The sequence below is a fragment of the Shewanella sp. DC2-4 genome, from assembly GCF_013248875.1.
GTDB classification, from domain to species: domain Bacteria; phylum Pseudomonadota; class Gammaproteobacteria; order Enterobacterales; family Shewanellaceae; genus Shewanella; species Shewanella oncorhynchi.
In genome coordinates, this window is record NZ_JABRVR010000002.1 from 2,691,619 (window position 1) to 2,718,434 (window position 26,816).

24 protein-coding genes and 1 pseudogene are annotated in these 26,816 nt (G+C 47.0%); 5 read left to right on the forward strand and 20 right to left on the reverse strand.

Annotation, left to right across the window (positions count from 1 at the left end; genetic code table 11):
• The first annotated feature begins 82 nt into the window (after positions 1-82).
• The 3 genes and pseudogenes from HQQ92_RS12620 to HQQ92_RS12630 all read left to right on the forward strand — a co-directional run bounded on the left by HQQ92_RS12620 (position 83) and on the right by HQQ92_RS12630 (position 1,853).
• Positions 83-259 (forward strand): hypothetical protein, encoded by a 177-nt coding sequence (locus HQQ92_RS12620; RefSeq protein ID WP_375539962.1) that lies wholly within the window; start codon positions 83-85, stop codon positions 257-259.
• Positions 260-542: 283 nt separating this feature from the next.
• Positions 543-1,210, forward strand: a pseudogene (locus HQQ92_RS23940) (DMT family transporter); the annotation flags it as partial.
• A 118-nt stretch (positions 1,211-1,328) separates the two neighbouring features.
• The gene (locus HQQ92_RS12630) at positions 1,329-1,853 is read left to right on the forward strand and encodes a lipocalin family protein (RefSeq protein WP_168823132.1); all 525 of its coding nucleotides are present in this window, start codon (positions 1,329-1,331) and stop codon (positions 1,851-1,853) included.
• Between the two features lie 188 nt (positions 1,854-2,041).
• Here the strand turns inward: HQQ92_RS12630 and HQQ92_RS12635 are convergent, their stop codons facing one another.
• Together HQQ92_RS12635 and HQQ92_RS12640 are read right to left on the reverse strand one after the other, a co-directional pair.
• A complete protein-coding gene (locus HQQ92_RS12635) occupies positions 2,042-3,634 on the reverse strand; it encodes an ABC-F family ATPase (protein ID WP_081729050.1) in 1,593 nt (530 codons plus the stop codon).
• A gap of 412 nt (positions 3,635-4,046) precedes the next feature.
• Positions 4,047-6,281 (reverse strand): heavy metal translocating P-type ATPase, encoded by a 2,235-nt coding sequence (locus HQQ92_RS12640; protein ID WP_173245763.1) that lies wholly within the window; start codon positions 6,279-6,281, stop codon positions 4,047-4,049.
• Positions 6,282-6,436: 155 nt separating this feature from the next.
• Between HQQ92_RS12640 and HQQ92_RS12645 the strand changes: the two genes are divergently transcribed.
• Positions 6,437-6,916, forward strand: coding sequence for a MerR family DNA-binding protein (locus HQQ92_RS12645; protein ID WP_173245766.1), 480 nt, complete (start codon positions 6,437-6,439; stop codon positions 6,914-6,916).
• Positions 6,917-6,930: 14 nt separating this feature from the next.
• Here the strand turns inward: HQQ92_RS12645 and HQQ92_RS12650 are convergent, their stop codons facing one another.
• From HQQ92_RS12650 to HQQ92_RS12705, 12 genes are all read right to left on the reverse strand, one after another.
• Entirely contained in the window at positions 6,931-8,979 is a 2,049-nt protein-coding gene (locus HQQ92_RS12650; protein WP_028760559.1) for a S9 family peptidase, read from the reverse strand.
• Positions 8,980-9,057: 78 nt separating this feature from the next.
• Complete coding sequence (locus tag HQQ92_RS12655; RefSeq protein WP_028760560.1) at positions 9,058-9,300, reverse strand: hypothetical protein; 243 nt, start codon at positions 9,298-9,300, stop codon at positions 9,058-9,060.
• A 215-nt stretch (positions 9,301-9,515) separates the two neighbouring features.
• A complete protein-coding gene (locus tag HQQ92_RS12660; RefSeq protein ID WP_011846385.1) occupies positions 9,516-10,274 on the reverse strand; it encodes an SDR family oxidoreductase in 759 nt (252 codons plus the stop codon).
• Between the two features lie 24 nt (positions 10,275-10,298).
• Positions 10,299-11,201, reverse strand: coding sequence for a 3-hydroxyisobutyrate dehydrogenase (gene mmsB / locus HQQ92_RS12665; protein ID WP_173245769.1), 903 nt, complete (start codon positions 11,199-11,201; stop codon positions 10,299-10,301).
• 134 nt (positions 11,202-11,335) lie between these two features.
• Positions 11,336-12,505, reverse strand: coding sequence for an enoyl-CoA hydratase/isomerase family protein (locus tag HQQ92_RS12670; protein ID WP_173245772.1), 1,170 nt, complete (start codon positions 12,503-12,505; stop codon positions 11,336-11,338).
• Positions 12,505-13,278 carry an enoyl-CoA hydratase gene (locus HQQ92_RS12675; protein WP_173245775.1) on the reverse strand — a complete coding sequence of 258 codons (774 nt, stop codon included), beginning with the start codon at positions 13,276-13,278 and terminating at the stop codon, positions 12,505-12,507. The genes HQQ92_RS12670 and HQQ92_RS12675 overlap by 1 nt, the downstream gene beginning before the upstream one ends.
• Positions 13,279-13,337: 59 nt before the next feature.
• Positions 13,338-14,495, reverse strand: a complete 1,158-nt coding sequence (locus HQQ92_RS12680) for an acyl-CoA dehydrogenase family protein (protein WP_113938930.1) — start codon at positions 14,493-14,495, stop codon at positions 13,338-13,340.
• A gap of 88 nt (positions 14,496-14,583) precedes the next feature.
• Complete coding sequence (locus HQQ92_RS12685) at positions 14,584-16,083, reverse strand: CoA-acylating methylmalonate-semialdehyde dehydrogenase (RefSeq protein ID WP_173245778.1); 1,500 nt, start codon at positions 16,081-16,083, stop codon at positions 14,584-14,586.
• A 132-nt stretch (positions 16,084-16,215) separates the two neighbouring features.
• The gene (locus tag HQQ92_RS12690; RefSeq protein ID WP_173245781.1) at positions 16,216-17,406 is read right to left on the reverse strand and encodes an acetyl-CoA C-acyltransferase; all 1,191 of its coding nucleotides are present in this window, start codon (positions 17,404-17,406) and stop codon (positions 16,216-16,218) included.
• 538 nt (positions 17,407-17,944) lie between these two features.
• Entirely contained in the window at positions 17,945-18,373 is a 429-nt protein-coding gene (locus HQQ92_RS12695; protein ID WP_173245784.1) for an N-acetyltransferase, read from the reverse strand.
• Between the two features lie 3 nt (positions 18,374-18,376).
• Complete coding sequence (gene metA / locus HQQ92_RS12700) at positions 18,377-19,318, reverse strand: homoserine O-succinyltransferase (RefSeq protein ID WP_173245787.1); 942 nt, start codon at positions 19,316-19,318, stop codon at positions 18,377-18,379.
• A gap of 70 nt (positions 19,319-19,388) precedes the next feature.
• Positions 19,389-19,808, reverse strand: coding sequence for a YbaY family lipoprotein (locus HQQ92_RS12705; protein WP_173245790.1), 420 nt, complete (start codon positions 19,806-19,808; stop codon positions 19,389-19,391).
• Positions 19,809-19,925: 117 nt separating this feature from the next.
• Here HQQ92_RS12705 and HQQ92_RS12710 point away from each other — a divergent pair, with 117 nt between their 5' ends.
• Positions 19,926-20,669, forward strand: coding sequence for an SDR family oxidoreductase (locus HQQ92_RS12710; protein ID WP_173245793.1), 744 nt, complete (start codon positions 19,926-19,928; stop codon positions 20,667-20,669).
• 99 nt (positions 20,670-20,768) lie between these two features.
• Here HQQ92_RS12710 and ompW read toward each other — a convergent pair whose 3' ends face one another.
• The 6 genes from ompW to tyrR form a co-directional block, all read right to left on the reverse strand.
• On the reverse strand, positions 20,769-21,431 hold the full coding sequence (ompW, locus tag HQQ92_RS12715) for an outer membrane protein OmpW (protein ID WP_168823143.1): 663 nt from the start codon (positions 21,429-21,431) through the stop codon (positions 20,769-20,771).
• A 476-nt stretch (positions 21,432-21,907) separates the two neighbouring features.
• Positions 21,908-22,564, reverse strand: a complete 657-nt coding sequence (locus tag HQQ92_RS12720; protein ID WP_254306363.1) for a nucleotidyltransferase family protein — start codon at positions 22,562-22,564, stop codon at positions 21,908-21,910.
• Between the two features lie 76 nt (positions 22,565-22,640).
• Positions 22,641-22,931, reverse strand: coding sequence for a hypothetical protein (locus HQQ92_RS12725; RefSeq protein WP_028760572.1), 291 nt, complete (start codon positions 22,929-22,931; stop codon positions 22,641-22,643).
• Between the two features lie 86 nt (positions 22,932-23,017).
• Positions 23,018-23,668: a maleylacetoacetate isomerase gene (gene maiA / locus HQQ92_RS12730; protein ID WP_028760573.1), complete on the reverse strand. Its 651-nt coding sequence runs from the start codon at positions 23,666-23,668 to the stop codon at positions 23,018-23,020.
• An 87-nt stretch (positions 23,669-23,755) separates the two neighbouring features.
• Positions 23,756-24,742, reverse strand: a complete 987-nt coding sequence (locus tag HQQ92_RS12735; protein WP_173245796.1) for a fumarylacetoacetate hydrolase family protein — start codon at positions 24,740-24,742, stop codon at positions 23,756-23,758.
• Positions 24,743-25,127: 385 nt separating this feature from the next.
• The gene (gene tyrR, locus HQQ92_RS12740) at positions 25,128-26,666 is read right to left on the reverse strand and encodes a transcriptional regulator TyrR (RefSeq protein ID WP_113938940.1); all 1,539 of its coding nucleotides are present in this window, start codon (positions 26,664-26,666) and stop codon (positions 25,128-25,130) included.
• Positions 26,667-26,816 lie beyond the last annotated feature (150 nt).

The following is a 26,816-nucleotide window of genomic DNA, read 5'->3' on the forward strand; positions in this document are numbered from 1 at the left end:
GAGTTTTTAAGGCAAAATCGACGCCGTCCACAGGACGGTGTCGCCCCTTAAATCCCTTAAATTCTTCAGCTACAGGTTGCCTATGCCAAGCTCAGCTTTACCTATCATTTTTGCCCTATTGGCGGCCATTCTTATGGGCACAATCGGTGTATTAGCGCGCTTTGCCGCCCTGCCCGCCGAACACATTACCTTCTACCGCTTACTGCTCGGTGCCCTATTTCTATTGGCTTACAGGGAAAGGCCATCAGATTCGCCATAGACCCAGCAAACGCAACTTATACCCAAACAACCTCAAGATGCAGGATTCAGCGGAAATTTAACACACTTTAGGCAAGGCGGTTATTTGCGGACCTAGTGGACTAAGTTAAAAATAACCAACACAGCAAAAAGTGCGTTAAAAACCGCCGGGACGGAGCGCCTAGGGCACTACACTTCCATGTTGCATCAATTCAAAAGGTAGCCGACATTCTGTCATTGATGCGCCTTGAATTGAAGCACCCTAGGCGCTCTGAAACTCGTATCTTGAGGTAGCTTGGGTATATAACGGCGCTATGCTCGCGGGTTTTATGGCGTTTTACATTGAAGCCATTCAGTACACCCAAATGGCCAATGTGATCATGATTATTTACTTAGCCCCTGTGGTGTCGGCTATTTTCGCCCATTATTTCTTTGCCGAAAAACTCACCCGCTTAAGCATGGCAAGCGTGGTCGTCGCGCTGGTGGGCTTTATGTTAATGCTCCCAACAGGGCCGCAGCAAGCGAGCAATCACACTGAATTATTAGGCTATTTTTATGCCCTACTCGCTTTATTAACCTACTGCGGTTTTATGTTAATCAACCGAAAACCTAGCCTGAGCTCGCCCTATCAAAGCACTTTAGTGCAGCTTAGTGTCGGCGCTTTGTGCCTACTGCCCTTAGTGATAAATGCACCGCTAACGCCAAGTTTACCGCAAATGGGTTGGTTAATTGCGATTGGATTCTCCCCGGATTTTTAGCAATATTACTGGCGGTAAAAGCCCTACGCCAATTGCCTGCTGTCACTTTTGGCACCCTCGCCTATGTGGAACCGGTTATCGTAGTGACGCTAGCATGGTGGATATTTGGTGAAACCTTGAGTCCCATGCAATTAAGCGGTGTCGGCTTGATTATTCTGGCCGGCATTAGCCAAGGCTTTATCAGTCAGCGCAAAATGCGAGTTGCGAGCGAGTAACCAACAACCTTTGCCAAGTAGCTGAAATAATGTGAAGAAAATAGTGTAAGCTCGATAGCGGATTGATTGAACATTGCACTTAAGACGTGCGACTAAGACTTAAGATCAGGAGGTCAAATTGAGAAAGCTACTGTTAGTCATTAGTATATTTTTGCTCAGCGGTTGTTTAGGCATGCCTAAATTGGTTCAACCCGTTAATGATTTTGAGCTGAATAAATACTTAGGTAAATGGTACGAAATTGCACGATTAGATCATTCATTCGAAAGAGGCTTAAGCCAAGTTAGCGCAGAATACAGCCTGAAAGAGGATGGCGGTGTTAGAGTCATTAACCGTGGATTTTCCGCGGCTAAAGACGAATGGAAAGAAGCCGAAGGAAAGGCCTATTTTGTGAATGGGGATTCAGAAGGCTATTTGAAAGTCTCCTTCTTTGGGCCATTTTATGGATCGTATGTGGTCTTCGAATTAGATCATGAAAACTATCAATACGCTTTTATATCGGGACCCGACACAGGTTATTTGTGGCTATTGGCTAAAACCCCGACAGTGCCACCCGAGGTGCTGCAAAAGTTTGTTGAAATGTCTAAAGCCCGCGGCTTTAATACCGACAATTTGATTTATGTGCAGCAAGAGTCAGCGCCCTAACGAGTGCCACCAATGCACTAAAATCGAGTGGGCGAAAAGCTAATCGCTAGATAAAAAGACAGCCAATGGATACAAAAACGCCGCAATGAATTGCGGCGTTTTTATTGATGTTGCATTTAGCTGCACTGTATTTAAATGCATGTATTTAAATGCATGTATTTACACATGCAGCTAAATAACAAATAGCGTTAGACTTCAATGCCTTTGCTGGCAAGGAACTCATCGTAAGTGCCTCTGAAATCATTCACGCCTGAGTGAGTGACTTCAAGGATACGGTTTGCCAGAGACGATACGAATGCACGGTCATGACTCACGAAAATCAAGGTCCCTTCGTACATTTCCAGCGCGTTGTTCAGTGATTCAATCGATTCCATATCCATGTGGTTGGTCGGTTCGTCGAGCACTAAAATGTTGGCTTTTTGCATGATGAGCTTGCCGAATAACATGCGACCTTTCTCGCCACCAGACAGCACTTTGACTGACTTTTTAATGTCGTCAGAGCCAAACAACATACGGCCTAAGATGCCACGTACCGATTGGTCGTCATCTTCTGGCTTGCGCCATTGGCTCATCCACTCGAACAAGGTCATTTCGTTAGCGAAATCAGACTCATGATCCTGTGCATAATAACCAATGTTAGCGTTTTCAGACCATTGGATAGTACCTGCATCCTGCGGGATGTCATGGATCAGGGTACGTAACAGGGTTGTTTTACCGACGCCGTTTTCACCCAATACCGCAATGCGCTCGCCCACTTCAACAATTAAGTTTAAGTCTTTGAATAACGGAGTGTCGTAGCCTTTCGTTAGGTTTTCAATCACTAAGGCATTACGGAACAATTTCTTCTCTTGCTCGAAACGAATGAAGGGGTTCACACGGCTAGAGGCTTTTACTTCATCTAACTTAATCTTGTCGATTTGACGAGCACGAGATGTGGCTTGTTTCGCCTTAGAAGCGTTAGCCGAGAAGCGTGCTACGAAGGTTTGCAGTTCAGAGATCTGGGCTTTTTTCTTCGCATTATCAGACAATAAACGCTCGCGAGCTTGAGTCGCTGCTTGCATGTATTCGTCGTAGTTACCAGGGTAAACGCGCAGTTCGCCGTAGTCTAAGTCAGCCATATGAGTACAGACTGAGTTTAAAAAATATCTATCGTGCGAAATGATAACCATAGTACTGCTACGTTGGTTCAACATATCTTGTAACCAACGGATAGTGTCGATGTCCAAGTTGTTGGTAGGTTCGTCAAGCAGCAGCACGTCTGGATCAGAGAACAGGGCTTGTGCTAACAATACACGCAGTTTTAAACCCGGAGCGATTTCAGACATCAAACCAAAATGGCTTTCAATACCGATACCTACACCTAACAGTAATTCGCCTGCACGGGATTCGGCGGTATAACCGTCCATCTCAGCAAAATCCATCTCTAGGTTGGCGACGGTAATGCCATCTTCTTCACTCATTTCGGGTAAAGAATAAATACGGTCACGTTCTTGCTTTACCTTCCACAGTTCGCGGTGGCCCATGATCACGGTATCGATCAGGTTGAATTCTTCATAACCGAACTGGTTCTGGCTTAATTTACCCAGACGCTCATTCACATCTAACGAGACGTTACCGCTGCTAGGGTCTAGATCACCACACAGGATCTTCATGAAGGTCGATTTACCACAGCCATTCGCGCCGATAAGACCGTAACGGTTACCACCGCCAAATTTAACTGAGATGTTTTCAAACAGTGGCTTAGCGCCGAACTGCATGGTGATATTTGCTGTTGTGATCAAAATGAACTTCCAAATCGAGTAATGTTGGCCGAGCCCGTTGGCGCCGCTTTAAATAAGCATAAACCAAATAACGCTATGCCGAAGGGGTAAAAATAAACGTGGCACTATAGCAGTTTGGGCTAAATTATCAACTAAAAAGGCGGCTAGAAAGCCAGAGGGAATGCCGAGATCGCCGCACTATGCCTGTATGAGAAGCGTAATTAATTTTACCTTATTGGCTTAGCTTTCAATGTATTCGAGCAGAATGACAATCGGATGACCCTTAGCGTCGCAAAGCTTGGCGATGCTAAAGGACTATCTGCTTAGGGGCTATCTGCTAAAGACTTATGTGGTAAGTGTTAATGTGGACATAGCCCAGAGTTAGCTCAAGATACCCGTTTCAACATTTTAAGTTAGCTTAGGTATCGACAACTTATAACTTCTGTCGTCTTAAGCGGTTGGCGTTCGTGACGACAGTCAGTGAAGACAAAGCCATGGCTGCACCCGCGATCACAGGGCTTAATAACATGCCCGTAAGTGGATAAAGCACGCCCGCCGCAACCGGAATACCCAAACTGTTATACACAAAGGCGCCGAACAGATTCTGCTTAATATTGATAATCGTCACCCGCGACAATGCCAATAAGTTAGCAATCACTATCAATTGCTGCGACAGCAAGGTGATATCCGCACTTTCAATTGCCACCTCAGTGCCCGATCCCATCGCGATCCCCACATCGGCGCTCATCAGAGCTGGCGCATCATTAATGCCATCCCCAACCATAGCCACCACATGCCCTTGCTTTTGTAAATCCAGCACATGTTGTTGTTTTTGCTCGGGCAGTACGCCGGCAATCACTTCGGTGATGCCCACTTGGTCGGCCACCGCCTGCGCCGTTTGTGGGTTATCCCCCGTTAACAACACCACGCGAATACCCCTTTGCAGCATGGCCGCGATGGCTTCTTTGGCATCGGGTTTAATCGGATCAGCCAGCGCGATAGTGGCCACTAACTTGCCCGCTTTGGCGACATAAATTGGGGTTTTACCTTGATTTGCAAAGCTTAATGTCGCGTTAGGATCTAAGGCACTGCCATCGGAATTGACAATCTCCAATGCCGTCATCAAGGCGAGATTACCAATCGCCAGCGATACGCCATCGACCTTACCCTCAATCCCCTTACCTTGATGGTTCGTAAATGCCTGTGTATCGGGCAATTGCGTCAGTGATTCCTTGGCATAACTGACAATCGCCCCCGCTAACGGATGCTCAGAGTGCTGCTCAAGGCTTGCGATTTCGCCCAGCAAGGTTTCTTTATCGGCATCACTCAGTGTTTGTACTAATACAAAGTCAGTGACTTGCGGCTTGCCTAAGGTAACAGTGCCGGTTTTATCCAGCACCACACAGTCAACTTTACTGGCGGTTTGCAACGCTTCACCATTTTTAACTAACACGCCCATTTGGGCTGCGCGGCCCACAGCCACCATGATCGACATAGGCGTAGCCAGCCCCAGCGCACAGGGACAAGCTATGATAAGCACACTCGTCAGCACCACTAACGCATGGCTTAAGGCGGGCGCTGGACCAGCAAAATACCAAATAGCCGCCGCCAGTAGTGCTATCGCCACCACAGTAGGGACAAATACCGCGGAGATCTTATCGGCCAGTCGACCTATGGGTAATTTTGACGTTTGTGCCTGTTGCACCAGTGCAATGATTTTGGCAAGCTTAGTATCTTGTTGCCCAGCCGTCACTCGGTAAACTAGGCTGCCATTGCCGTTGACTGTGCCCGCGCTCAGACTATCTCCCCGATTTTTAAGGACTGGAATAGGCTCACCTGTGAGCATGGCTTCATCAAGTAGGGATTGTCCTGTTTCGACCTCACCATCAAGGGCAACTCTGTCTCCGGGGCGCAAACGCAGCTTATCGCCCAGTTTCAACTGACTTATCTCAACCTTTTCATCTCCCTTATCCGTAATACGAATCGCAGTAGTGGATTGCAACCCGAGCAGTCGCTGCACCGCTTCGCTGGTTTTGCCCCGCGCTTTAAGCTCGAGTCCATGACCTAAGTTAATCAAACCTAAGATCATCACACTCGCCTCAAAGTACACATGGCGGGTATCCATAGGGAATGCGCTGGGCATAATGACCACCAACATGGAATAGGCCCATGCGGTACTGGTGCCCAGCACAATCAGCGTATCCATGTTGGTGGTTTTGGCTTTGAGCGCCCGCCACATGCCTTGATAAAAATGTCTGCCTGTGGTGATAAGTAAAGCCAAAGTGACCAGTCCCATGATGCCCCAGCCTAGCTGCAGATTTGGGCTGTTGATCATCATTTCACCGCCCAGTAATCCCCACAGCATCATGGGAACACCCACAACGAGCGCGGCTATAGCTTGGCGCATTCGCAGTCGATACTCGGCGGCATCTTCAAGGCGTTTTTCTTCGGCGGCGACTTTAGCATCAATAACGACCTGCGCCGGATAACCCGCATTTGCCATCACAGCCAAGGCGGTATCAGCGCTCATCTTGCCTTCTACCGTCACTTGCTTATCGGCGAGATTCACACGCGCTTCGACGCCATCTTGGGCGGCAAACGCCTTTTCAATTTTTGCGACGCAGCCAGCGCAATTCATATTGGCGACATAGAGTCTGGTCATAGACATGGGAGATCCCTCACTTGATGTTTCACACTATAGGTCTAAGATAAAGTCTCCCATCACTGGAGAGTCAAGGATGAATTTGCTCAATGTGATCACATCGACAATTAATTGCTGGGCGAAATGGGTGATACCATTCAGTTGGAAAAATAGAGGTCAAAATGAAGATAGGTGAAGTGGCGAAACAAACGGGCTTAAGTGTTAAGAGTATCCGTTATTATCATGATATTGGCTTAGTGTGCGGCGAGCGCAATGAGGCGGGTTATCGAGTTTATCGCCATCAAGATATTGAAGCACTTAAGTTTGTGCATCAATGTCGCGACTTAGGTTTTAGACTAGAGGATTGCAAATCCTTGCTTGGTCTTAAGGGCAATGAAAGCCGTAATGCCGAGGACGTTAAGCAGCTTACCCAAACTCATCTTGCCTATGTCGAAGAGCAAATCAATAAGTTACAGCAGCTTAGGGCGCAATTGCAGCACATGGTGACCCAATGCCAAGGCGGCGATCAGCCCCACTGCGCCATTATCGACAGCCTAAGCCACGAGACTCATGGCAGCCTCGAAAATCACAAGAGCCAGCAAAATGCTGGCTCTGAGTGTTGCGGTAAAGCCAATCGCAATAGTGATGGCCAAGTTCAATAACGGTAAATACCACGTTATTGACTTCTCACTATAGTTGGCTTTAGCGCTGCGGCGTTATCCAGTACCAGTGTTGCAAGCTTACCCGCAGGGGTAAAGTTAAACACTTGCCCATAAAATGCAAGCTCAGTTTCTAATCCTGCGGCCTTGTGCTCAGGTTTCCAACCGCCGTGGGGTTCATCCTGATAAGCGATATAAGCCGTGGGTACGCCTCTCACTTTTAACGCCTCATAAATCTGCCGCGACTGCTGTGGTGGCACGATTTGGTCACGTAATCCTTGAAAAATTAATAAAGGCTCATTCAATCCTTCAAGGTGATGCAGGGGCGACAGTTCCCTATAGCGGGCTTGATTTTCACCATAGGGGCCGATGAGCAGATCTAAGTAGCCAGTCTCGAATTTATGGGTACTCTTGGCGAGCTGTTCAAAGTCACTGATCCCCGCATAGCTCACCCCCGCTTGAAATACATCATAAAATGCCAAGGACGACATCACAGTTAACCCACCAGCGCTAACACCTCGAATCGCCAGCTTTTGTCCATCAACCCAGCCCTTATCGACTAAATAACGGGCCGCATTGACCGCATCCTCCACATCAACTTGGCCCCATTTTCCGTAGATACTTTGACGATAAGCACGGCCAAAACCACTGCTACCACGGAAATTAACATCGAGAACCGCAAAGCCTCGGCTGGTCCAAAATTGAATGTCACTGCGATAAGCCAGACTCGCACGCGCCGTAGGACCGCCGTGTAACATTACAATCAAGGGCGGACGGGTATCATTAGGCGCAGTATAGTTGGGGTTAACCGGACCATAAAAATAACCGTAAGCTTGCTGGTTAGCACCTGTTTTAAAAGTAATATTTTTAGCACGGGAGATATAATTGGGATTAAGTTTTGGTAAGTTAGGGGTATACACCAACTCAGTACCACGACCGATCACTTTATAAATGCCCTTCTCTGGCGTCGCCTTAGCGCCGACAAAATAAACAGCATCTTCCCCTCGGATCACTTGGGTGATTTCACCAAAGTCGACGGCCAAAGATTCGGTCAGGCCTGAATCTAGATGCAGTCGAATTAAAACGGCCTGACTACCAAGCATATAACTGGCAATAATTGTTTTTTCGGATTCAAAGGCATAGTTATGATTGCCTAAATACCAATCAGCTACCGCAAACTCGGCCTTTTTCTTTAGCACTGGGTCTAAGGTATTTTGTGCCGTGACTCGATAGATATTCCACCAGTTACTGATATCCGATACGACATACAATTGCCCATCGGGGCTAAATAACGGCTGCGACACTGAAGAGTCCGCGGGCGTGTTTACCTTACGAATATTGTGTAATTGCCCTTTACGGTCCAGATCCCCAAGCCAGAGCACGCTATTATCCCATGGCATATAGGGATGTTCCCAAGTGATCCACGCCAGTTGGCTGTTATCGGGCGAGATGGCTGGCGAAGAAATAAAGTCATGGCCCGAAACAAAGGTATCGCCTTCACCGGCAAAATTAAGATTAATGGTAACAAGACTCGCCTTAGGCTCACCCGCTTGACGATGATCTTCGCGCACACAGATAATCCTCGACCCTTTGGGGTAAGCAATACAATCTGCATGACGAGTACCATTTGGCGTTAAAGGTAATGGGGGTTGATTAGGGGCAAAACGATAAAACAGTTGGTCCTGTGCCTTAGTGGCAAACAGACTCTGACCAATCCCCAAAAAGGCGGCACCACCGTATTCATGAACGGCGGATTTAACATTAAACGCAGGCGGCACTATGTCGGTAATTTTTCCCCGTTGATCGAGGCGTTTAATGCCGACTTGGCCTTGTTTTTCACCATCAGATTCAGAGAAATAAATAGCACCATCAACGCTTTGCAACTCAGCCACATTATCGGCCTGCTCAAAAACTTCAGTCGCCGATAGCGGAGACTGCCAACTACCATAGGGCGCAACTATGCGCGCGCCATTATCACTAAGATGCGGCGTCTCTTTGTTCGAGCGCTCGCAAGCACCTAAACAAAATAAGCCCCCCAGCATCCATAAATATCCATGTAGCTTCATTGTTTCTCCCCAATGTTTGCCAACTGCACAAACCGAAACAAAATATGAACTTGCAGAAATGAGTTATGTGTAAATTAGTTATTTTTTAAATTTTTTTAAGAACCAATTTACCACTTGCACTTGTTGTACTTGCGTTAAACCAAAATAAATACACACCCAAGGTGAGATAAGAAAAAACCATGGGATCACGGCCACAGAGCGGCCACTAAAGAGCAGAAAAAAGAAACCGCAATAAATCACAACCAACCCTAAGATACCCACGATCAACATCATGCGCTTAGTGATTTTCTCAAGCCAGTGGGCTTTTTCCTGCCAAGACATCCGGATTTCAAGCTCCATTACATGTGATCAACATGTTTGTAAAGTTATGTAAAAAAACGGGAGAGCGATTGTTGAAGGTTAACAACTAAATGTCAACTCCAACAGTGAAATCTAAATAAATCCGAAAGCTAGAGCAGAAGAACCATTATCTTTATTTACCCTATAAAAAAACCGAGCCTAAGCTCGGTTTTTATGCAAATCAATAAGATATCGCTCTAAAGACGGATACCACCATCGATTTCAAACACACGACCGTTAACATAATCGTTTTCAATAATAAAACGTACGGTAGAAGCTATCTCGTCGGCATGACCTAAGCGGCCAACAGGCACGAGTTTCTCTAAACGCTCCAACGCTTCTGGCTTCATTGCTGCCGTCATCTCGGTCGCAATCACACCTGGTGCTACGGCTGCACTACGGATATTGTAGCGCGCTAACTCCTTCGCCCAGCCAACAGACATAGCCGCAACACCCGCTTTTGAGGCCGCGTAATTTGATTGGCCCATATTACCCGCCTTAGCAAGGCTAGAGATGTTAACAATCACCCCCGCTTGACCCGATTCAATCATGGCCGCTGCGGCCTCACGGCCACAGAGGAAACTGCCGGTCAGGTTCACATTGATCACCGATTGAAATTGTTCGTAAGACATACGATCAGTGACTTTGCCGTCTTTGGCTTTGACTAACATGCCATCACGCAGAATACCGGCGTTGTTCACTAACACGTTCACTTGACCAAAATCTTCGAGAATATAGGCAAAACCCGCGACGACGTCTTCTTCGTCGGTAATGTCTAAGGCATAACCTTGAACTTCAGTGTCCGATCCAAGCTCAGCGCAGGCTCGCTCGAGTTTTTCTTGGTCCACATCGATAAGCGCTATCTTAGCACCCGCCTGCGCAAAATTTTGCGCCATTGCTAAGCCTAAGCCACCCGCGCCGCCAGTAATGACGACAACCTTATCTTTTAAATCCATCTGGTGATCCCTTGTTATCTGTGTCTATTTTTTAAGTGGTGCAAATTGTTCAAATATACTGGAAAAATCTCGGCGACCATTGCCTTGTCTTGCATGATTAACATACAAGCTGCGGGCTAAAGCGCCCATTGGCGTGCTAGAGTTGCTCAATAATGCAGCTTCTTGTGACAGACCGAGATCTTTGACCATCAAATCTACCATAAAGCCACCCTGATAGCCCTTAGAAGAAGGCACTGTTTCCATCACGCCTGGGCAGGGATTGTACTTCTCTAGCGTCCAGTTTCCGCCACTGCTGACCTTCATAATATCGGATAACACTTTGGGATCGAGACCATGATCGACGCCCATTTGCAGGGCTTCGGAAGTACCGACCATCAACACAGATAACAGCATGTTATTGCAGATTTTAGCGACTTGCCCCGCCCCTGGACCGCCTGCGTGGAAGATATTCACACCCATAGCCTTAAGTACGGGCTGCGCACGTTCAAAAGCGTTATCCGAGCCACCACAAATAAAAGTTAAAGTACCCGCCGCCGCGCCTGCCGTGCCGCCAGAAACTGGTGCATCCATAAATTCGATGCCGCTTTTAGCCGCTTCGGCCGCCACTAATTGTGCGCTTTGCGCATCGATGGTTGAACAATCGATGAGCAAGGTATCACCCGCAACCACTTCAAGCAGACCTTTGTCTGTTCCATTGCCTAAATATAAACTTTTCACATGCTTGCCCGCAGGCAGCATAGTAATCACCACTGTTGCGCCCGCTGCAGCGCCGCAGGCTGTACTTGATACTAAGGCGCCTTTTTCAGCCAATTGCTGCATAGCTTCTGGGACTAAATCAAAGACGCGAACCGTCATGCCTGCTTTTAATAAATTGGCCGCCATTGGGCCGCCCATATTACCTAAACCGATAAAGGCTACTGTACTCATGCCATCACTCCTGTGTTGTTCTTTTTAGTGTTGTGATAATACTATCAAATTGATTATGCTGACTTTATCACAGAGTAAAGCGAGCTTGGCTAAGCAGATAAACACAGCGCTTAGCCAACTCGGCCCTTAAACGCTTAACTCAGTTGGTTAAAGGGATGCGCCTCGCCCCATGGGGAAGCCAATATTTGCTCAAGTACCGCTGTGGGTACTGAGTTAACATCCTTAAAACGCCATTGCGGTTTCTTGTCTTTATCAATCAAGAGTGCACGAACGCCTTCGCAGAAATCACCGTGGGCACACACGTTAACACTCGCGGTTAACTCCCATTTGAAACATTGAGCTAAGCTTAGCTTAGTCCCTAACTGCCCTTGGATATAAACCAAGTGCCAGCTGATAGGGCTACCCGCAAGGAAGGTGTCCCGCGCTTTCATTAACCACTTTTCTTCCGATACCAAAGTTGACATGCGTGCTGCAATATCCTGCAGACTGCCCGCCATAAGCCTGTCAATTATGTCTTGGCTTTCGGCTAATACACTGTCGCCCTTAGGAATATCCACTTGATTAGACAGCTCGTTGATCATGCTATCTAAACGTTGATGATTAAGAGCTGGCGTATCACTCCAATCTAAGGTTGCCATGGCATCAAACATCAGCTCTTTGTCGTCGCGGTTCAGGTAATGATCCGCAAGGCCCACATAACAGGCATCGGCGGCATTGAGTTGATAGGCGGTCAATCCCAAAAACAATCCCATCTTGCCCTGCATACGATTAAGGAAATAACTGCCGCCCACATCGGGATACAGGCCGATAGTCACCTCAGGCATAGCGATACGAGAAGTTTCGGTAACGACTCTGTGGCTCGCGCCCGCCATCAAACCGAGGCCGCCGCCCATGACAATGCCATCGCCCCACACCAACACAGGTTTGCCAAAGGTATGCAGTAGATAATCGAGGCGATATTCCTCTTCGAAGAAAACCTTTGCTTCCTCAGTCACTTGCCCATTAGCGGCAATGGAAGCATGGTATAAAGCGCGCACATCACCCCCGGCACAAAATGCCTTCTCACCGCTACCATCTAATACGATGCAAGCAATAAGGGGATCTTTCTTCCACAGATTAAGCTGCGCCGTCATAGCGCGCACCATGACTAAATCTAAGGCGTTGAGGGCTTTTTCCACATTGAGTGTGACCACCCCAACCAATTTGCCAGAAGCAGTGGCTAAGGTTTGAAACACCACATTTTGTGTGGTCGTGACCTGATTTGCGACATGCTCGACCACGTCATTATCTACTACATTCGTCATTAGCGGTTTCTCCACTCAGCTTTACGTTTCCCTAAAAACGCATTCACGCCTTCGGCCTGATCTTCAGTATCAAATAATCCGACAAATAACTCACGCTCAATCGGTAGCGCTTGGCTACGCGCCATAGTGCGCCCCGCTTGAATAAGAGTCTTACATGCAGTCACGCTGCTTGGGCTTTGATTCGCCACTTTGACGGCTAAGGCGATTGCCGCATTAAGCGCTTCGCCTGTGTCGACCACTTCTTCCACTAAACGTAGATTCAATGCTTGAGTCGCATCGATACGCTCGCCGCATAAAATCATCCGTTTAGCCCACCCTTCACCGACTAATGCGGTCAGATTTTGAGTGCCACCCGCACAGGGTAATAAACCGACCGTCGCTTCGGGTAATGCCATTACAGCTTGAATTTCGGCGATACGAATATCGCAGGCCAACGCGACTTCTAAGCCGCCGCCCATGGCATAGCCATTAATCGCGGCAATCGACACACCGCGGAATTGGCTTAAGGTTTCAAAGGCTTCACCAAAATGCTTTGCCATCGTTGCCGCATTGCCTTTGTCACCATCGCTAAACAGTTTTAAATCGGCGCCAGCGGAGAAGAACTTTTGCCCTTGGCCCGTTAACACTAAGGCGTAAATATCTTTATTGGCATTCAGCTCAAGCACTTTGGCTTTAAGCGCCTGTAAACTCTCGGCAGTCCAAGTATTGGCTGGCGGATTGTTCATAGTCAGAATCGCCGTGTGGCCTTCGATACGTTCAACTAAATATTCCATCTTTATAGACTCCTTTTCAGTTATCGCCGACCTGTAAGTCACGCATATTGCGAGTTGAATTACAGGATTTGTCCTGCATTTTCATCGAGTAAACGACGGGCGATAATTAAGCGCATAATTTCGTTAGTACCTTCTAAAATCTGATGCACACGCACATCACGGAAATGACGTTCCAGCGGGTACTCCCTTATATAACCATATCCACCATGAATTTGCAGCGCCGCATCGCAGACTTGAAACCCCACATCAGTGGCAAAGCGTTTCGCCATAGCGCAATAAGCCGTGGCTTCAGGATCACCACTATCGAGTTTAAAGGCCGCAAGGCGCACCATTTGGCGGGCTGCGACTAATTCTGTCGCCATATCGGCAAGCTTAAATTGCAGCGCTTGGAAAGCCGCTAACGGTTTACCAAATTGCTGACGCTCATTCATATATTGAGTTGCGCGCTCTAAAGCCGACTGCGCCGTCCCCACAGAACAGGTAGCGATATTGATGCGACCGCCGTCTAAGCCTTTCATCGCGAAAGCAAAACCTTGGCCTTCTTCACCGAGCAAATTCGCTACTGGCACGCGCACGTTTTCAAAGGTGATTTGACGGGTCGGCTGTGCATTCCAGCCCATTTTATCTTCGGCTTTACCGTAGATAACACCAGCGGCATCCGCCGGAATGGCAATGGCCGAAATTCCCTTAGGCCCAGCTTGACCTGTACGGCACATCACGACTAAAAGCTCAGTGGCGCCCGCACCCGAGATAAACATTTTCGAGCCTGAAATCACATATTCATCGCCGTCGCGCACCGCTTTGGTTTGCAAAGATGCAGCGTCCGAACCCGCGCCCGGCTCAGTCAAACAGTATGACGCTAACATCTGCCCAGTGGTTAACGGCTCAGACCAAGTCTGACGCAGAGTTTCAGTGCCCCAAGTCGTCACCATCCAAGTCGCCATATTGTGAATGGTCAGCATGGCCGTGGTCGCGGTGCAGCCCTTGGCAAGTTCTTCAAAAATAATCGAGGCATCGAGGCGCGATAAGCCCATGCCACCTTCGGATTCTGGCGAATACAGAGAGCAAAAACCTAGCTCACCGGCTTTTTGGATCACGTCTTTGGGGAAATGATGTTCTTCATCCCACTTGGCGGCGAACGGGGTTAATTCTTCCGCGGCAAACTGGCGCGCAAGATCGGCAAACTGACGTTGGTCATCGTTGAAATTAAAATCCATTTGGCTCTCCTATGACTCTGTGGTCACTTTTTTATTGAATAAATTGGGCGCCGTAAAGACGCCGTGGTTTATCGATTAATCACCGAGCTTAGCGTAGGTTAATGCTCATATTTGGCGTTGAAGCTACGGCGATATCAGACTCGAACCAGCGGGAAGTGATGGTCTTGGTCTCGGTATAGAAACGCACCGCTTGCTTGCCATAAGCATGTTGATCGCCGTAGAAACTGCCCTTCCAACCGGTAAATGAGAAGAAAGGTAATGGCACAGGAATCGGCACGTTAATCCCCACTTGGCCGACTTCGATTTCGTGTTGATATTTACGGGCCGCCGCGCCGCTAGCGGTAAAGATAGACGTACCGTTGCCATAAGGGCTGGCGTTGACTAATTCGATAGCGGCTTCTAAGGAGTCTGATTCCATACAACAGAGTACAGGGCCAAAGATTTCTTCCTTGTAGATGCTCATCTCAGTGGTGACTTTATCGAACATGGTTGGGCCAATCCAATTACCGGATTCATAACCTTCTACGGTAAAATCGCTGCCATCGAGTAAACACTCGGCGCCTTCGGCTTTACCTTGGGCGATAAGTTTAAGCACTCGCGCCTTAGCGGCTGGGCTGATAACCGGACCATAACCCGCTTCTTTATCGTCCCATAAACCTGGGCGAACTTTGGCTAACGCTTCTTTTAATTCTGGGATCCACTCTTTCGCGGCACCAACAAACACGGCAACCGAAATCGCCATACAACGCTGACCCGCCGCGCCCACAGAAGCGCCGACTAAGTTGTTGATCACTTGCTGTTTGTTTGCATCTGGCATGATAACGCAGTGGTTTTTCGCACCCGCAAAGGCTTGCACGCGTTTTAAGTTATCGGTACCCGTTTTATAAATATATTGACCCACAGCCACAGAACCGACAAAGGAAATGGCTTTAATCGCAGGGTCTGCCAGCAGGATATCTACGGCTGTTTTATCACCGTGCACTAATTGCAATACGCCTTTAGGTGCGCCCGCCTCAACAAACAGCTCAACCAGACGCTGCGGCGTCATAGGATCTTGTTCTGAAGGCTTTAAAATGAAGGTGTTACCGCAGGCAATCGACAATGGGAACATCCATAACGGGATCATCGCAGGGAAGTTAAATGGCGTAATACCGGCACACACACCGAGCGGTTGAGTGTAGCTATAAGTGTCAATTGAACGCGCGACGTTCTCGACGGTTTCACCCATCAATAATGACGCTACGTTACAAGCATGTTCAGCGACTTCGATACCGCGCCATACATCGCCCTTGGCATCTTCGAAGGTTTTACCGGTTTCCTTGGCAAGAATGGTCGCCAGTTCGTCGTGATGTTCTTTTAGCAGATGTTGATAACGCAACATAACGCGTGCACGTTCAGACACTGGCACTTCTTTCCAGGTTTTAAAGGCCACTTTGGCGCTGGCAATCGCAGCGTGAACTTCTTCGCTAGTGGCAGCATTAATCACAGCAATCGGCGAGTTATTCGCGGGATTGGTGACAATAATCTGTGATGTGCCCGTACCTTGGATAAACTCGCCGTCAATGTAATGCTTTACTTGTGTGGTCATGTTGCAATCCTTTCCTTGTAGAGTGATGGGCTGGCGGTGCGATATTATGATTATCCTCAAGGGAAGTGATTGCCCTTGCCAGCCCCGTCTTGTTGATTTAACTAAAACCTGATTTGACAAAAACCTTTGCGATTAGACCTCAATGGCCATCGCTGTTGCTTCACCACCGCCGATACACAGCGAGGCGACACCGCGTTTAAGGCCGCGGGCTTTTAAAGCATGGATTAAGGTCACTAGTAAACGTGAACCCGAGCAACCAATAGGATGACCTAAGGCGCAGGCGCCGCCATTGACGTTAACTTTAGCCACATCTAAACCCAGTTCAGACACGGCAAGCATAGTCACCATGGCGAAGGCTTCATTGATTTCGAATAAATCGACGTCATCCGTTGACCAACCCACATTAGCCAGCAATTTCGCCATAGCGCCGACAGGTGCAGTGGTAAAGAGTGAAGGCTCTTGGGCGTGGGTCGTGTGGCCTTTAATGGTGGCTAATACCGCTAAGCCTAAACGCTCAGCTTCGCCGCGAGAGGTCAGCATCAATGCCGCTGCGCCATCGGAAATAGAGCTAGAGTTAGCCGCTGTGATAGTGCCATCTTTGGTAAAAGCTGGGCGCAGCGTAGGAATTTTTTCTGGGCGGGCATTACCAGGTTGCTCGTCGGTATCGATAGTCACATCACCACGACGATCGCTGACAGTAACTGGGGTAATTTCGGCTTTAAAGGCACCCGAGTTAATCGCGGCATTGGCTTTTTCGAGCGAACTTAGCGCAAAGGCGTCCATCTGCTCACGAGTGATCCCAAATTCATCGGCGGTTTTCTGGGCAAATGTTCCCATGGCGCCGCCAGTATAAGCATCCTCAAGACCATCTAAAAACATATGATCGAGCACTTTGCCGTGGCCCATGCGCATGCCGCCGCGAGCTTTATCCAAAAGATACGGCGCTTGGCTCATACTTTCCATACCGCCAGCGATCACGACTTTTGCACTGCCCGCTTTAATCAAATCATGGGCTAACATGACCGTCTTCATGCCTGAGCCACAGACTTTGTTCACTGTGGTCGCACCAACGGATAAGGGTAATCCCGCACCTAAAGTGGCTTGACGTGCAGGCGCTTGACCTAAACCAGCGGGTAATACGCAGCCCATCAAGACTTCATCAACATGCTCACCCGCTAATTGAGTCTCCGCCAACAAGCCCTTAATGGCTGTCGCGGCTAAAGCCGGTGATGCAACGGATGACAAACTGCCTTGAAACCCGCCCATAGGGGTGCGTTTAGCGGCAACAATAACAATATCTTGATTTAACGCTTCAGTACTCATGCAGGCTCCAACCTAAATTGACCACGAGGCCTAGTGCTAGCCTCGGGACGTTTAATAAAATCGACAATAAAACCACTCTGACGTTTACGCGAACGTAAAGCAAGTATTCCTTGGTCTAATGTGTCGATTTTATCGGGTGAAAATTGTCAGTAAGGATTTACAGCAAAATAGGAAATTGATGAGTACTAAGCTCAAAATTGAATTCTGTGGTGATTAACTAAGTGGAATAAATGTGGACCTTGGAGCGCAGAGAAATAGAAAGCCGCAGCGCGTAAGAACATCCGTTCTAGCGCGGTTTCTTTGAACACTATTTAGAATTGCCTCGGTGGCTTGTTGATATTACCGACTAACTTTACCCTGTTAGCACATGCCTTTACGCCCTCAGCGTTGTAAACCAGATCGTTCTAGTAATGAAAGTAGGTCACCCATATCTTTGTAGGGAATAAAACAGCTGGACTCAGGCTACTAGTGATTTTCCCCTCTGGTTATGAGGCCAATGTCAGACAATGTCAAAAGTAGCGAGTCAATATACCACTGGTTAGCATTTGATTTGCATATGGTATTCATACATGTCTTCACCAACAATATTAAATCCCAACCTGAGATAGAGTGCTAAGGCTTGATTATTTTTCAAGACTGTTAGCAATACTCTCTTTGCTTTAGCGCCATCTAACACTTGTTGAATAATGGCTTTACCAAAGCCTTGTTGCTGATGCACAGGATGTATTTGAATCTGCATGATTTCTACTGAGTTATCCGTTTGTCGGTATTTTAAAGTGCCGATAATGCGCTCTTTATACCGCACTAAAAAGGAACAGTCATATTGATCGTTGAGCCTAAGATGATGTTCCTTTTCAGTTAAAAACTGGCCTGAACGCTCTAAATGCGGAGTCATGGTCAATTTTCTAAGCTGTAAGAGGTAATCCCAATCTGCTTCTTTGGCTTGAATAAACTCAAATATTTTCATGAATTATCGCGATTCCCACGGTGTCATCGCCGTCATATCACTTAAGTCATAAGGCGTTAACTGGTAAACGTAATAATTGAGCCAATTACTGACCAACAAACTACCGTGGCTGTGCCAGCGGGCAATGGCTTCGGCTTCTGGATTATTATTTCGATAATAGTTTTGTGGCACATTTGGCGTTAAGCCTTGGGCTAAATCCCTATGGTATTCATCGTTTAAAGTCGATTTTTGATATTCAGGGTGACCCATTACAAACAAGTTACGGTTATTGCGACTTAATACTAAATAGGCCCCAGCCTCATCAGATTCGGCTAACACTTGCAACTGCGGGTGTTGTCTAATTTCTTCCACATCCATCTCGGCAAAACGCGAATGGGGTGCAAAGAACTCATCATCAAAACCACGTAGCAGTGGGAAATGCTGACAAGTGCGCCTATGTACAAATACGCCAGAACGCTTCTGTTGCAATATTTTTCGATTTAAACCATAGAGATGATACAAGCCCGCATGGGCTGCCCAGCATAAAAACAACACTGAGGTGACATGCTCTTGGGACCAGTCGATGATTTCACGGATATGATCCCAATAAACCACATCTTCGAAATCGATTTGCCCAAGCGGCGCGCCTGTGATGATAAGACCGTCATAATTTTTATGGCGCACGGCTTCAAAGTCACGGTAAAAAGTATTCATGTGGTCGATGGAAGTATGCTTGGATTCTTTGTCGTGAATGCGCAGTAAATCCACATCGACTTGTAAAGGCGTGTTACCCAGTAAGCGCAATAACTGGGTTTCAGTCTCGATTTTGTTCGGCATCAAGTTCAAAATCAGCACCTTCATCGGCCTGATATCTTGATTCGCCGCCCGCGTCTCGGACATAACGAAAATATTTTCTGACTCTAACACCCCTGCTGCGGGCAGATGATCTGGAATTCTAACCGGCATACCGCGCCTCTTCTGTTCGTAAATACTAACGGATTCGGCGCGTATGTCAGCTCACTTCTGAGCGGGCTAACTAGCCACCGACTTTCTCTAGCAGTATCGTCATTGGCTCAGTGGAATTGAGATCAATGTGATAGGCTTGAGTATTAATAAACAATAACTTATCACCCAACATAATCCGGGCCCCTATGGCATAAGTGTGACCGGGTTGGAACTGATCGCTACCAATCGCAAAACTGAATGGCGCGGGTGTCGCAGCACCTTGTTGCACGCGCTCCGCCATCACTATGGCTGGCACATCCATTTTTGAGACATCAAGCAGTTGCACTATGACCTTAGCATCGGCAGGTAAGGCTATCCGTTCGCGATATAAGGTCTCGCCTTTTATCTCAACGATAGCATTAGGTGTCGCACAACCCGATAACACACCCATTACGGCCATTAATGCTAAGGCTGTTAATCTCAACGCGCTTAAACGCAACCATTTGTTCATTTTGTTTCTCCTAATCATACATAAAGACTTCTAGATGTCCATACGCCCAAGCTATAAATCTTGTCTTGGTGAACATAACTTTCTATCATAAGCCACCATTTCGTTGCCGAAAAATCTATGACCCAAGCAACTGCAATCATTGTGGGAGCTAGCTCACAATTAAGTCGTGAACTTGCAAAGCAATTGGCAGATCAACAGATTGAATTAGTCTTATTCGCCCAAGATCCAGAATCACTGCGCGATTTTGCCTTATCCTTGCCAACAAAAGTACAAGTTTTTGCACTTCAAATTGAACAACCTCAAGCCATCATCAACCAACTTGAATCAGTCTGGCAAACTCTTGGCGGCGCACACTTAGTCTTAGTCAATACAGGCCTCAATAGCTATGACCCCGAGTTGCCTTGGCTACCGGAGCAAGACATTATCGATGTCAATGTGCGAGGTTTTGCAGCCATCTGCAATACGGCATTTAGACTATTTCGCGAGCAAGGTTATGGACAACTGGCGGCAATCAACTCGATTGCGGGCCTACGCGGCGGGCCGAGTGTGGCCTATCACGCCTCAAAAGCCTTTGGCCAGAATTACCTTGAGGGCTTAAGTATGCATGCTCAGCGCCTTAAGCTACCGATTACGATTACCGATATCCAACTTGGTTTGCTCGATAAAGCCGCTATGCAGCAAAGTGCGATGTGGCTTGCACCATTGCCACAAGTCGCAGCACAAATCATCAAGGCAATGAAACAAGGCAAACGCCGCGTCTATGTGACCAAACGCTGGCGCCTCGTCGCTTGGCTTACTGTGTTATTACCCGAATTTATCTATAACACTCGCCACTGGAAAGCTAAAAAGCCAAAGCGCTAAATCGGCTTAGCCTAAGTGGAACAGAACATGGCGCGATAAAAAGTGCAGAAACGAAAAAGGAGCCTAAGGCTCCTTTTTTACGCTTATCTAATCAGTGGATTAGAAAGTGTAACCCACGCTGACCATATAAACCCATGGATCAATATCGGTTTCGATGGTAACTGGGGTACCTTGGTATTTAAATTTAACGTCACTATCAATTTTGGCGTACCACACGGAAGCGTTCACTAACCAGTTTTTGTTAACTTGATAATCAACACCCGCTTGTGCCGCTAAGCCCCAAGAAGTGCTCATGCTTAAATCCGTTAACGCACCACCTAAATCATTAGTAAACTCATTGTCGAAGAAATTAGTATAGTTCACACCAACACCCACGTATGGGCGTAATTTAGACTGTGCATCACCAAAGTAGTACTGCGCCACTAAAGTGGGTGGTAAATGCTTAGTTTCAGCAATCTTACCTACGCCAGCCAAAGAGACATCGTGGCTAAAAGGCGTTGCTGCTAATAACTCAACCCCAAAGTTATCAGTCAACATATAACCGAAGTTCAAACCCACTTGAGTATTATTACTCACTTGGAATTCACCAAGATTGCCTACACCAGGTATAACTACATCTTGGCTTGATTCATTTGGCGCAACCACCACAGCACCCGCACGAACGATAATGTCACCCGCTTGGTGAGCCGATACAGAGGCAGAAAAACCAGCGGCTAAAAGGGTGGCAGCGACCAGTGTAGAAACAGTGTTTTTATTCATCATCATACTCCATATGTACAACATAGGTTTTTGTTTTGTATTACATCCTTAACAATTGACGCCTACACTGCCAGAGATATGCGACTGATTTATTGATCCAAATCAAAGTGAGTGAGCAATACTCACTTATAGGTACTACACATGGGAGCTGAATCACGAAATTCAAACATTTATTGACAATACCCCTTTGTTTTCTGTGAGCTAAGTGTTGTATTAGCCATCACTAATAACTACCGCAAGAGGTAGTGACCAATAACACCATAAACATTTTAGTAACAATAAAAAGCACTTAACTAAGAGGTTATTTGAACATTAATTTCAAATTATAGAGACGGGTTGAATAAGGCTAAAAACAGAAAATGGACAAATAAAAACGGCTTGAGGATGATACCTATCATGTTAGATAACTAGATTGCATGGAATGACAGTGTGAAGCGGTTAAGTCAGTTTTAGACTGAACGAATAAGAAAGTGAGAAGATTAGCTTGAGTAACAACACGTAAGCAAAGGATAGCGAGTTAGCCAGCCCTTAGTCGCAACTCTGTACTCAAACACTGGTAATGATCGCTTTGGATTGGCGCTCAATTTGAGGGCAAACAGAGAGTTCAGCCCAAAGGGAACCACCAGCTCAATACCGTAATGCGTGCAATGATGAGCAGTCTCTGCATCTACCTGAGTATCTGTCTCAACATGAGATTTTAAACACACCCCAACCGCGGTTTCTAACTCTGGCCAATGGGCCATAGCATCAATACAAGATGTGTAAGCCATGTCTTGATTGCGACTATGCATGCGCGCCTGATTCTTAACCGACCAAGGTAACTCAGGGGCAAGCTGATGAAGATAGGTTTCAATCGTCAGATCCCGCTCAGGGCTAATATCTAAAGGGCAAAAATAGATCAGATCGATATCGTTCAGTGGACTCAACTCAAATTTGTGCAAGCGATCCCAGACTAAATTACGGACAAATCCTGCCGCCAGACACCACTGCGGCATTGAGTGTACTTTGGCACATTGAAGCGCGAGTTCAAGCGCCCTCACCCGCTCGCAGTCTTGAGCTATCCATTCGAGTAATTGATGCTCTAGCGCTGTTTCACTCATTGCATCATTCATAACATTATTCGTAGCAACACTCATGACATTACCCCTAGCACCACTCATAACAGTATCGCCCGCTTCAATATCAGATAAAAACACGGGAAAGACATTAGGCTTACTCCACTTCGCCATCGGTTTCTGAGCACTTTACGACCTCATGACAGAGTAAATAAACGAGACTATAAATCGGTGCCATTACCGCAAAACAAATCCAAAACCCATAGACATCTTTGTCTAGCAGATTAACGCTAACAGTAAAGATGGGCATGAACAGTAGCATCCATTTTATTACATTGAGTTTGTACAGTATCGGCTTATCACAATGACAGCAGCGTCCTTCCTTAATCGGCACATCCTTAGCGCCGAGTTTACCTTTGCAATACGGACATTTTTTACTGAAAAGCATTTAAACTCCATCGCTGAGATAAGACTCGCAAAGCAAGCCTCATCATCCATTCTTTCTATTCGTAAAAACCGTATCCGCGCAATTCGTTACACCGCATCCGCTTGGCGCTCTGGCGCAGCATTTGCAAAGGCTTCTAGCTGATTACACTCGGCCCACACGCGCATGATATTGGGATAAAGCGTTAAATCCACATTAAAACGCTGGGCGTTATACACCTGCGGCACTAAACATAAGTCGGCTAATGTCACGCCATTCCCAAAGCAATAACGACCGCTATGCCGTGTTAACAAGGTTTCTAAGGCCGTAAAACCACTTGCGACCCAATGGTGATACCAAGTATTTTTAGCGGTGTCATCAACACCTAAGGTTTGCGTTAAATACTGCAATACCCGCAAGTTGTTTAATGGATGGATCTCACAGGCGACCGTAAGTGCCATAGCGCGCACGTGGGCACGTTCAAGAGCCGATGCAGGCAGTAATGGCGACTGTGGATGTATCTCATCAAGATATTCGATAATCGCTAAAGATTGCGACAAGGCATCCACATCCAGCTCATCATCCACCACTAAGGTTGGCACTAACTCTAAAGGATTAAGCGCAATGTAGGCCGCTTTATGTTGCTCGCCGCCATCACGTACGAGATGCACTGAAAACTGTTCGGCTGAAATCCCCTTGAGATTAAGGGCAATACGAACCCGATAGGCTGCACTGGAACGCCAATAACCGTAAAGTTTCATATTTTCATGTCCTTATAAAAGTCAGTATAAAAACGGGGCAATTAAGCCCCGTTAGTTTAAGTCGGTGTCGCCCTTTAAGGGAAAGCCTTAGGCTTTGTATTCAACCACTTTTTGATCGATAGAACCAAAAATGGTTACATCATTATCATCGAGCATTTCGATGCGCACTGTGTCACCAAAACGCATAAATGGCGTAGTGGCTTTGCCTTCGGCAATCACTTCTAACATACGTTTTTCCGCTAAACAGCTCGAACCTGCGCTACGGTCATAGTTAGAAATAGTACCAGAGCCAATAATCGCGCCTGCACCCAATGGACGGGTTTTTGCAACATGCGAAACTAACTGACTGAAATTAAAGGTCATATCAACGCCTGCATTCGGACGACCAAATAATTCACCATTTAAATAGGTGATCAGCGGTAAATGCACTTTCGAATCTTCCCAACGGACACCCAATTCATCCGGTGTCACAGCCACAGGCGAAAAACTGCTCGATGGTTTAGATTGGAAAAAACCAAAGCCTTTCGCCAACTCACCAGGGATCAAGTTACGCAATGACACATCGTTAACTAACATCAACAATTTAATGTGCTTAGCTGCATTGTCAGTGCTCACGCCCATAGGCACATCATCGGTAATAACCGCAATTTCAGATTCGAAATCGATACCCCAGTCTTCACTCGCCAGTGGGATATCCGCTTTAGGGGCAATAAAGCTGTCTGAGCCACCTTGATAAAACAACGGATCTGTCCAAAAGGTTTCTGGCATTTCAGCGCCACGGGCTTTACGGACTAACTCAACGTGATTCACATAAGCGCTACCATCGGCCCATTGGTAAGCACGCGGTAATGGCGACAAACACTTAACTTCGTCGAACGCTTGCGCGTTATCTAACATGCCTTCATTTAACGCATCGTACAATTCTTGCAATTGCGGTCTCAGTAAATCCCAACCATCGAGTAATTGCTGCATAGTGTGGGCAATGGCAGGAACGGCAACCGTTTTAGTGAGATCGCGGCTGACTAACATCAACTGACCATCACGACGACCATTGTTATAACTTGCAAGTTTCATATTGGCTCCAGTGCTCTTCGGCTAGGTGTACAATTTTATTGTGCTGGAAAACGCGTGACGTCACCCAGCTTATATTCGGCGATTTAAATCGAACTTTTTGACTCATTAAGGGCATACATGTTACGCAGTTCGCGCCAACGAGGCATGCTCTTTTACTTGCTTTAACGTATTTGTTGCGCGTAGAAATACCCGATGCAGCTCAAGATTCCTATAGCGTGACCAAAATCACATTTAGGTCAATTATTTCACATTTTGTAAACTAATCATTACGTTTATAACCTAGTTACCGCTTATCAATATCTCGGTAAGCAATATGCCTGAAAAGTCGGCAACATAAGTGGAACGATACTGTTACATTGACTGTGTCAACCCAACGAGACTCTGGCTAACGGCGCTTGGCTATCTTGTATTCACGCAGTTTATTAGCAATAGCTGTGTGTGATACACCTAGCTTTTTCGCCAACTGGCGAGTGCTCGGATAGGCCGGATATAATCGACGCAACAGACTCGCTTCAAACTGCTTCATTGCATCGTCCAGATTGCCCTCAAACTCATTATCAAAGTAACCAAAACCTTCGGCGTATGACGGCAATTTCAGCTGTTCTACCGTCAACTCGGCCGAGCCATCCCACATAGACACGGCTCTAAAGACCGCGTTTTTTAATTGGCGTACGTTACCTGGCCAAGCGTAGGTGAGCAAATGATCGCGGCACTGGGCCGAAATCCGCCGAACAGGGCTAGACAACTGTTGACTGTAATGTTCGAGGAACATTTCCGTCAGTGGAATGATATCGACTTTACGCTCACGTAATGACGGGATGTGATAACTCAGCACATGGATGCGATAGTACAAATCTTCCCTAAACTCGCCGGTTTGGCATAGTTCAGCTAAATTTTTCTGAGTCGAACAGATAATTCGCACATCAGCACGCACTTCTTCATCGCCCCCTATGCGTCTAAAAGTGCCATCTTGCAATAGCCGTAGCAGCTTAACTTGAGCTGCCCTAGACATTTCCGCCACTTCATCGAGAAATACTGTGCCCCCCTTAGCTTCTTCAAAAAAGCCCCGTTTGACGACTTTACCCTGACTGACGTAACCGAATAATTCCTCCTCGGCAGCGCTGTCGGGCAGAGCGGCGCAGTTGATAGCGATAAAGGGTTTTTCACGGCGCATCCCCGCATCATGGCTAGCTCTGGCCATTAATTCTTTGCCAGTACCCGTTTCACCCGTGATCAACAAAGGTGCATCGAGCTGGGCCATACGCCGCGCTTGCTTAAGCACTTCCTTCATCTTGTCACTGCTGGCTAATACATTTTCAAAGCCAGTGGTTTGGTTCTGCAGCGCGTTAAACTGTTTTCCAACGCGCGCAGGGGATTTCAGCGACACCACAGCACCAACCAAGATGGTTTTTTCATCCTCATCGGGTAGGTAAATCGGCAGCATTTCCGCTAAATATTCGTTTGGGCCGATTTGAACTCGCGCCGCTTGTGGCAATACTTGTGCTTCACTCAACCAACGGCTGAAGTTAAAACCTTGCACCCAATGATTAAGCGACTCTTCGAGCACTTCATGCTCACCCATGCCGATATTGAGCAAGGCGGACTCATTAACGATACGGATACGAGCCTTGGCATCGATAGAAAAAACAGAGTCGGGTAAGGTTTTGAGCAGGGTTTTAAGGGCGTAATGTTCTTGCTCTGAGGGCATAAATGACACCGTACGTACATCGTGCACGCTTTCCACTTTGCGGATCTGCGGCATCAAGGCACTCAAGGTTTCAAAACTAATTTCGGCAAATTGTAAGTACAGGAATCCTTGGTTACTGGCATCAATGGCAATTAAATTAATACCATAACGCTCTAACACGACTAAGATATCTTTGGCTAAACCAACACGATCCTGACAGCTGACTTCCAAGCGCATAATGACTGATATTCCCTTTTTTGATTTGAATTTTGGGGATAAACCGTGCAGAGCTATTTTTCGCCTTAGGCTTTACAACAAAAATAACGCTTGCTAGGCAAATCGTTACCTTTGACGAAAACGTCAGCGATGAGGGGAAATAGCAGAGCC

Excerpts from the sequence above, each read along its gene's own strand:
- HQQ92_RS12620 (WP_375539962.1), top strand. The coding sequence starts at position 83 with ATGCCAAGCTCAGCTTTACCTATCATTTTTGCCCTATTGGCGGCCATT.
- HQQ92_RS12640 (WP_173245763.1), bottom strand. The coding sequence starts at position 6,281 with ATGTCTATGACCAGACTCTATGTCGCCAATATGAATTGCGCTGGCTGC.
- HQQ92_RS12645 (WP_173245766.1), top strand. The coding sequence starts at position 6,437 with ATGAAGATAGGTGAAGTGGCGAAACAAACGGGCTTAAGTGTTAAGAGT.
- HQQ92_RS12650 (WP_028760559.1), bottom strand. The coding sequence starts at position 8,979 with ATGAAGCTACATGGATATTTATGGATGCTGGGGGGCTTATTTTGTTTA.
- HQQ92_RS12655 (WP_028760560.1), bottom strand. The coding sequence starts at position 9,300 with ATGTCTTGGCAGGAAAAAGCCCACTGGCTTGAGAAAATCACTAAGCGC.
- HQQ92_RS12660 (WP_011846385.1), bottom strand. The coding sequence starts at position 10,274 with ATGGATTTAAAAGATAAGGTTGTCGTCATTACTGGCGGCGCGGGTGGC.
- mmsB (WP_173245769.1), bottom strand. The coding sequence starts at position 11,201 with ATGAGTACAGTAGCCTTTATCGGTTTAGGTAATATGGGCGGCCCAATG.
- HQQ92_RS12670 (WP_173245772.1), bottom strand. The coding sequence starts at position 12,505 with ATGACGAATGTAGTAGATAATGACGTGGTCGAGCATGTCGCAAATCAG.
- HQQ92_RS12675 (WP_173245775.1), bottom strand. The coding sequence starts at position 13,278 with ATGGAATATTTAGTTGAACGTATCGAAGGCCACACGGCGATTCTGACT.
- HQQ92_RS12680 (WP_113938930.1), bottom strand. The coding sequence starts at position 14,495 with ATGGATTTTAATTTCAACGATGACCAACGTCAGTTTGCCGATCTTGCG.
- HQQ92_RS12685 (WP_173245778.1), bottom strand. The coding sequence starts at position 16,083 with ATGACCACACAAGTAAAGCATTACATTGACGGCGAGTTTATCCAAGGT.
- HQQ92_RS12690 (WP_173245781.1), bottom strand. The coding sequence starts at position 17,406 with ATGAGTACTGAAGCGTTAAATCAAGATATTGTTATTGTTGCCGCTAAA.
- HQQ92_RS12695 (WP_173245784.1), bottom strand. The coding sequence starts at position 18,373 with ATGAAAATATTTGAGTTTATTCAAGCCAAAGAAGCAGATTGGGATTAC.
- metA (WP_173245787.1), bottom strand. The coding sequence starts at position 19,318 with ATGCCGGTTAGAATTCCAGATCATCTGCCCGCAGCAGGGGTGTTAGAG.
- HQQ92_RS12705 (WP_173245790.1), bottom strand. The coding sequence starts at position 19,808 with ATGAACAAATGGTTGCGTTTAAGCGCGTTGAGATTAACAGCCTTAGCA.
- HQQ92_RS12710 (WP_173245793.1), top strand. The coding sequence starts at position 19,926 with ATGACCCAAGCAACTGCAATCATTGTGGGAGCTAGCTCACAATTAAGT.
- ompW (WP_168823143.1), bottom strand. The coding sequence starts at position 21,431 with ATGATGAATAAAAACACTGTTTCTACACTGGTCGCTGCCACCCTTTTA.
- HQQ92_RS12720 (WP_254306363.1), bottom strand. The coding sequence starts at position 22,564 with ATGAGTGTTGCTACGAATAATGTTATGAATGATGCAATGAGTGAAACA.
- HQQ92_RS12725 (WP_028760572.1), bottom strand. The coding sequence starts at position 22,931 with ATGCTTTTCAGTAAAAAATGTCCGTATTGCAAAGGTAAACTCGGCGCT.
- maiA (WP_028760573.1), bottom strand. The coding sequence starts at position 23,668 with ATGAAACTTTACGGTTATTGGCGTTCCAGTGCAGCCTATCGGGTTCGT.
- HQQ92_RS12735 (WP_173245796.1), bottom strand. The coding sequence starts at position 24,742 with ATGAAACTTGCAAGTTATAACAATGGTCGTCGTGATGGTCAGTTGATG.
- tyrR (WP_113938940.1), bottom strand. The coding sequence starts at position 26,666 with ATGCGCTTGGAAGTCAGCTGTCAGGATCGTGTTGGTTTAGCCAAAGAT.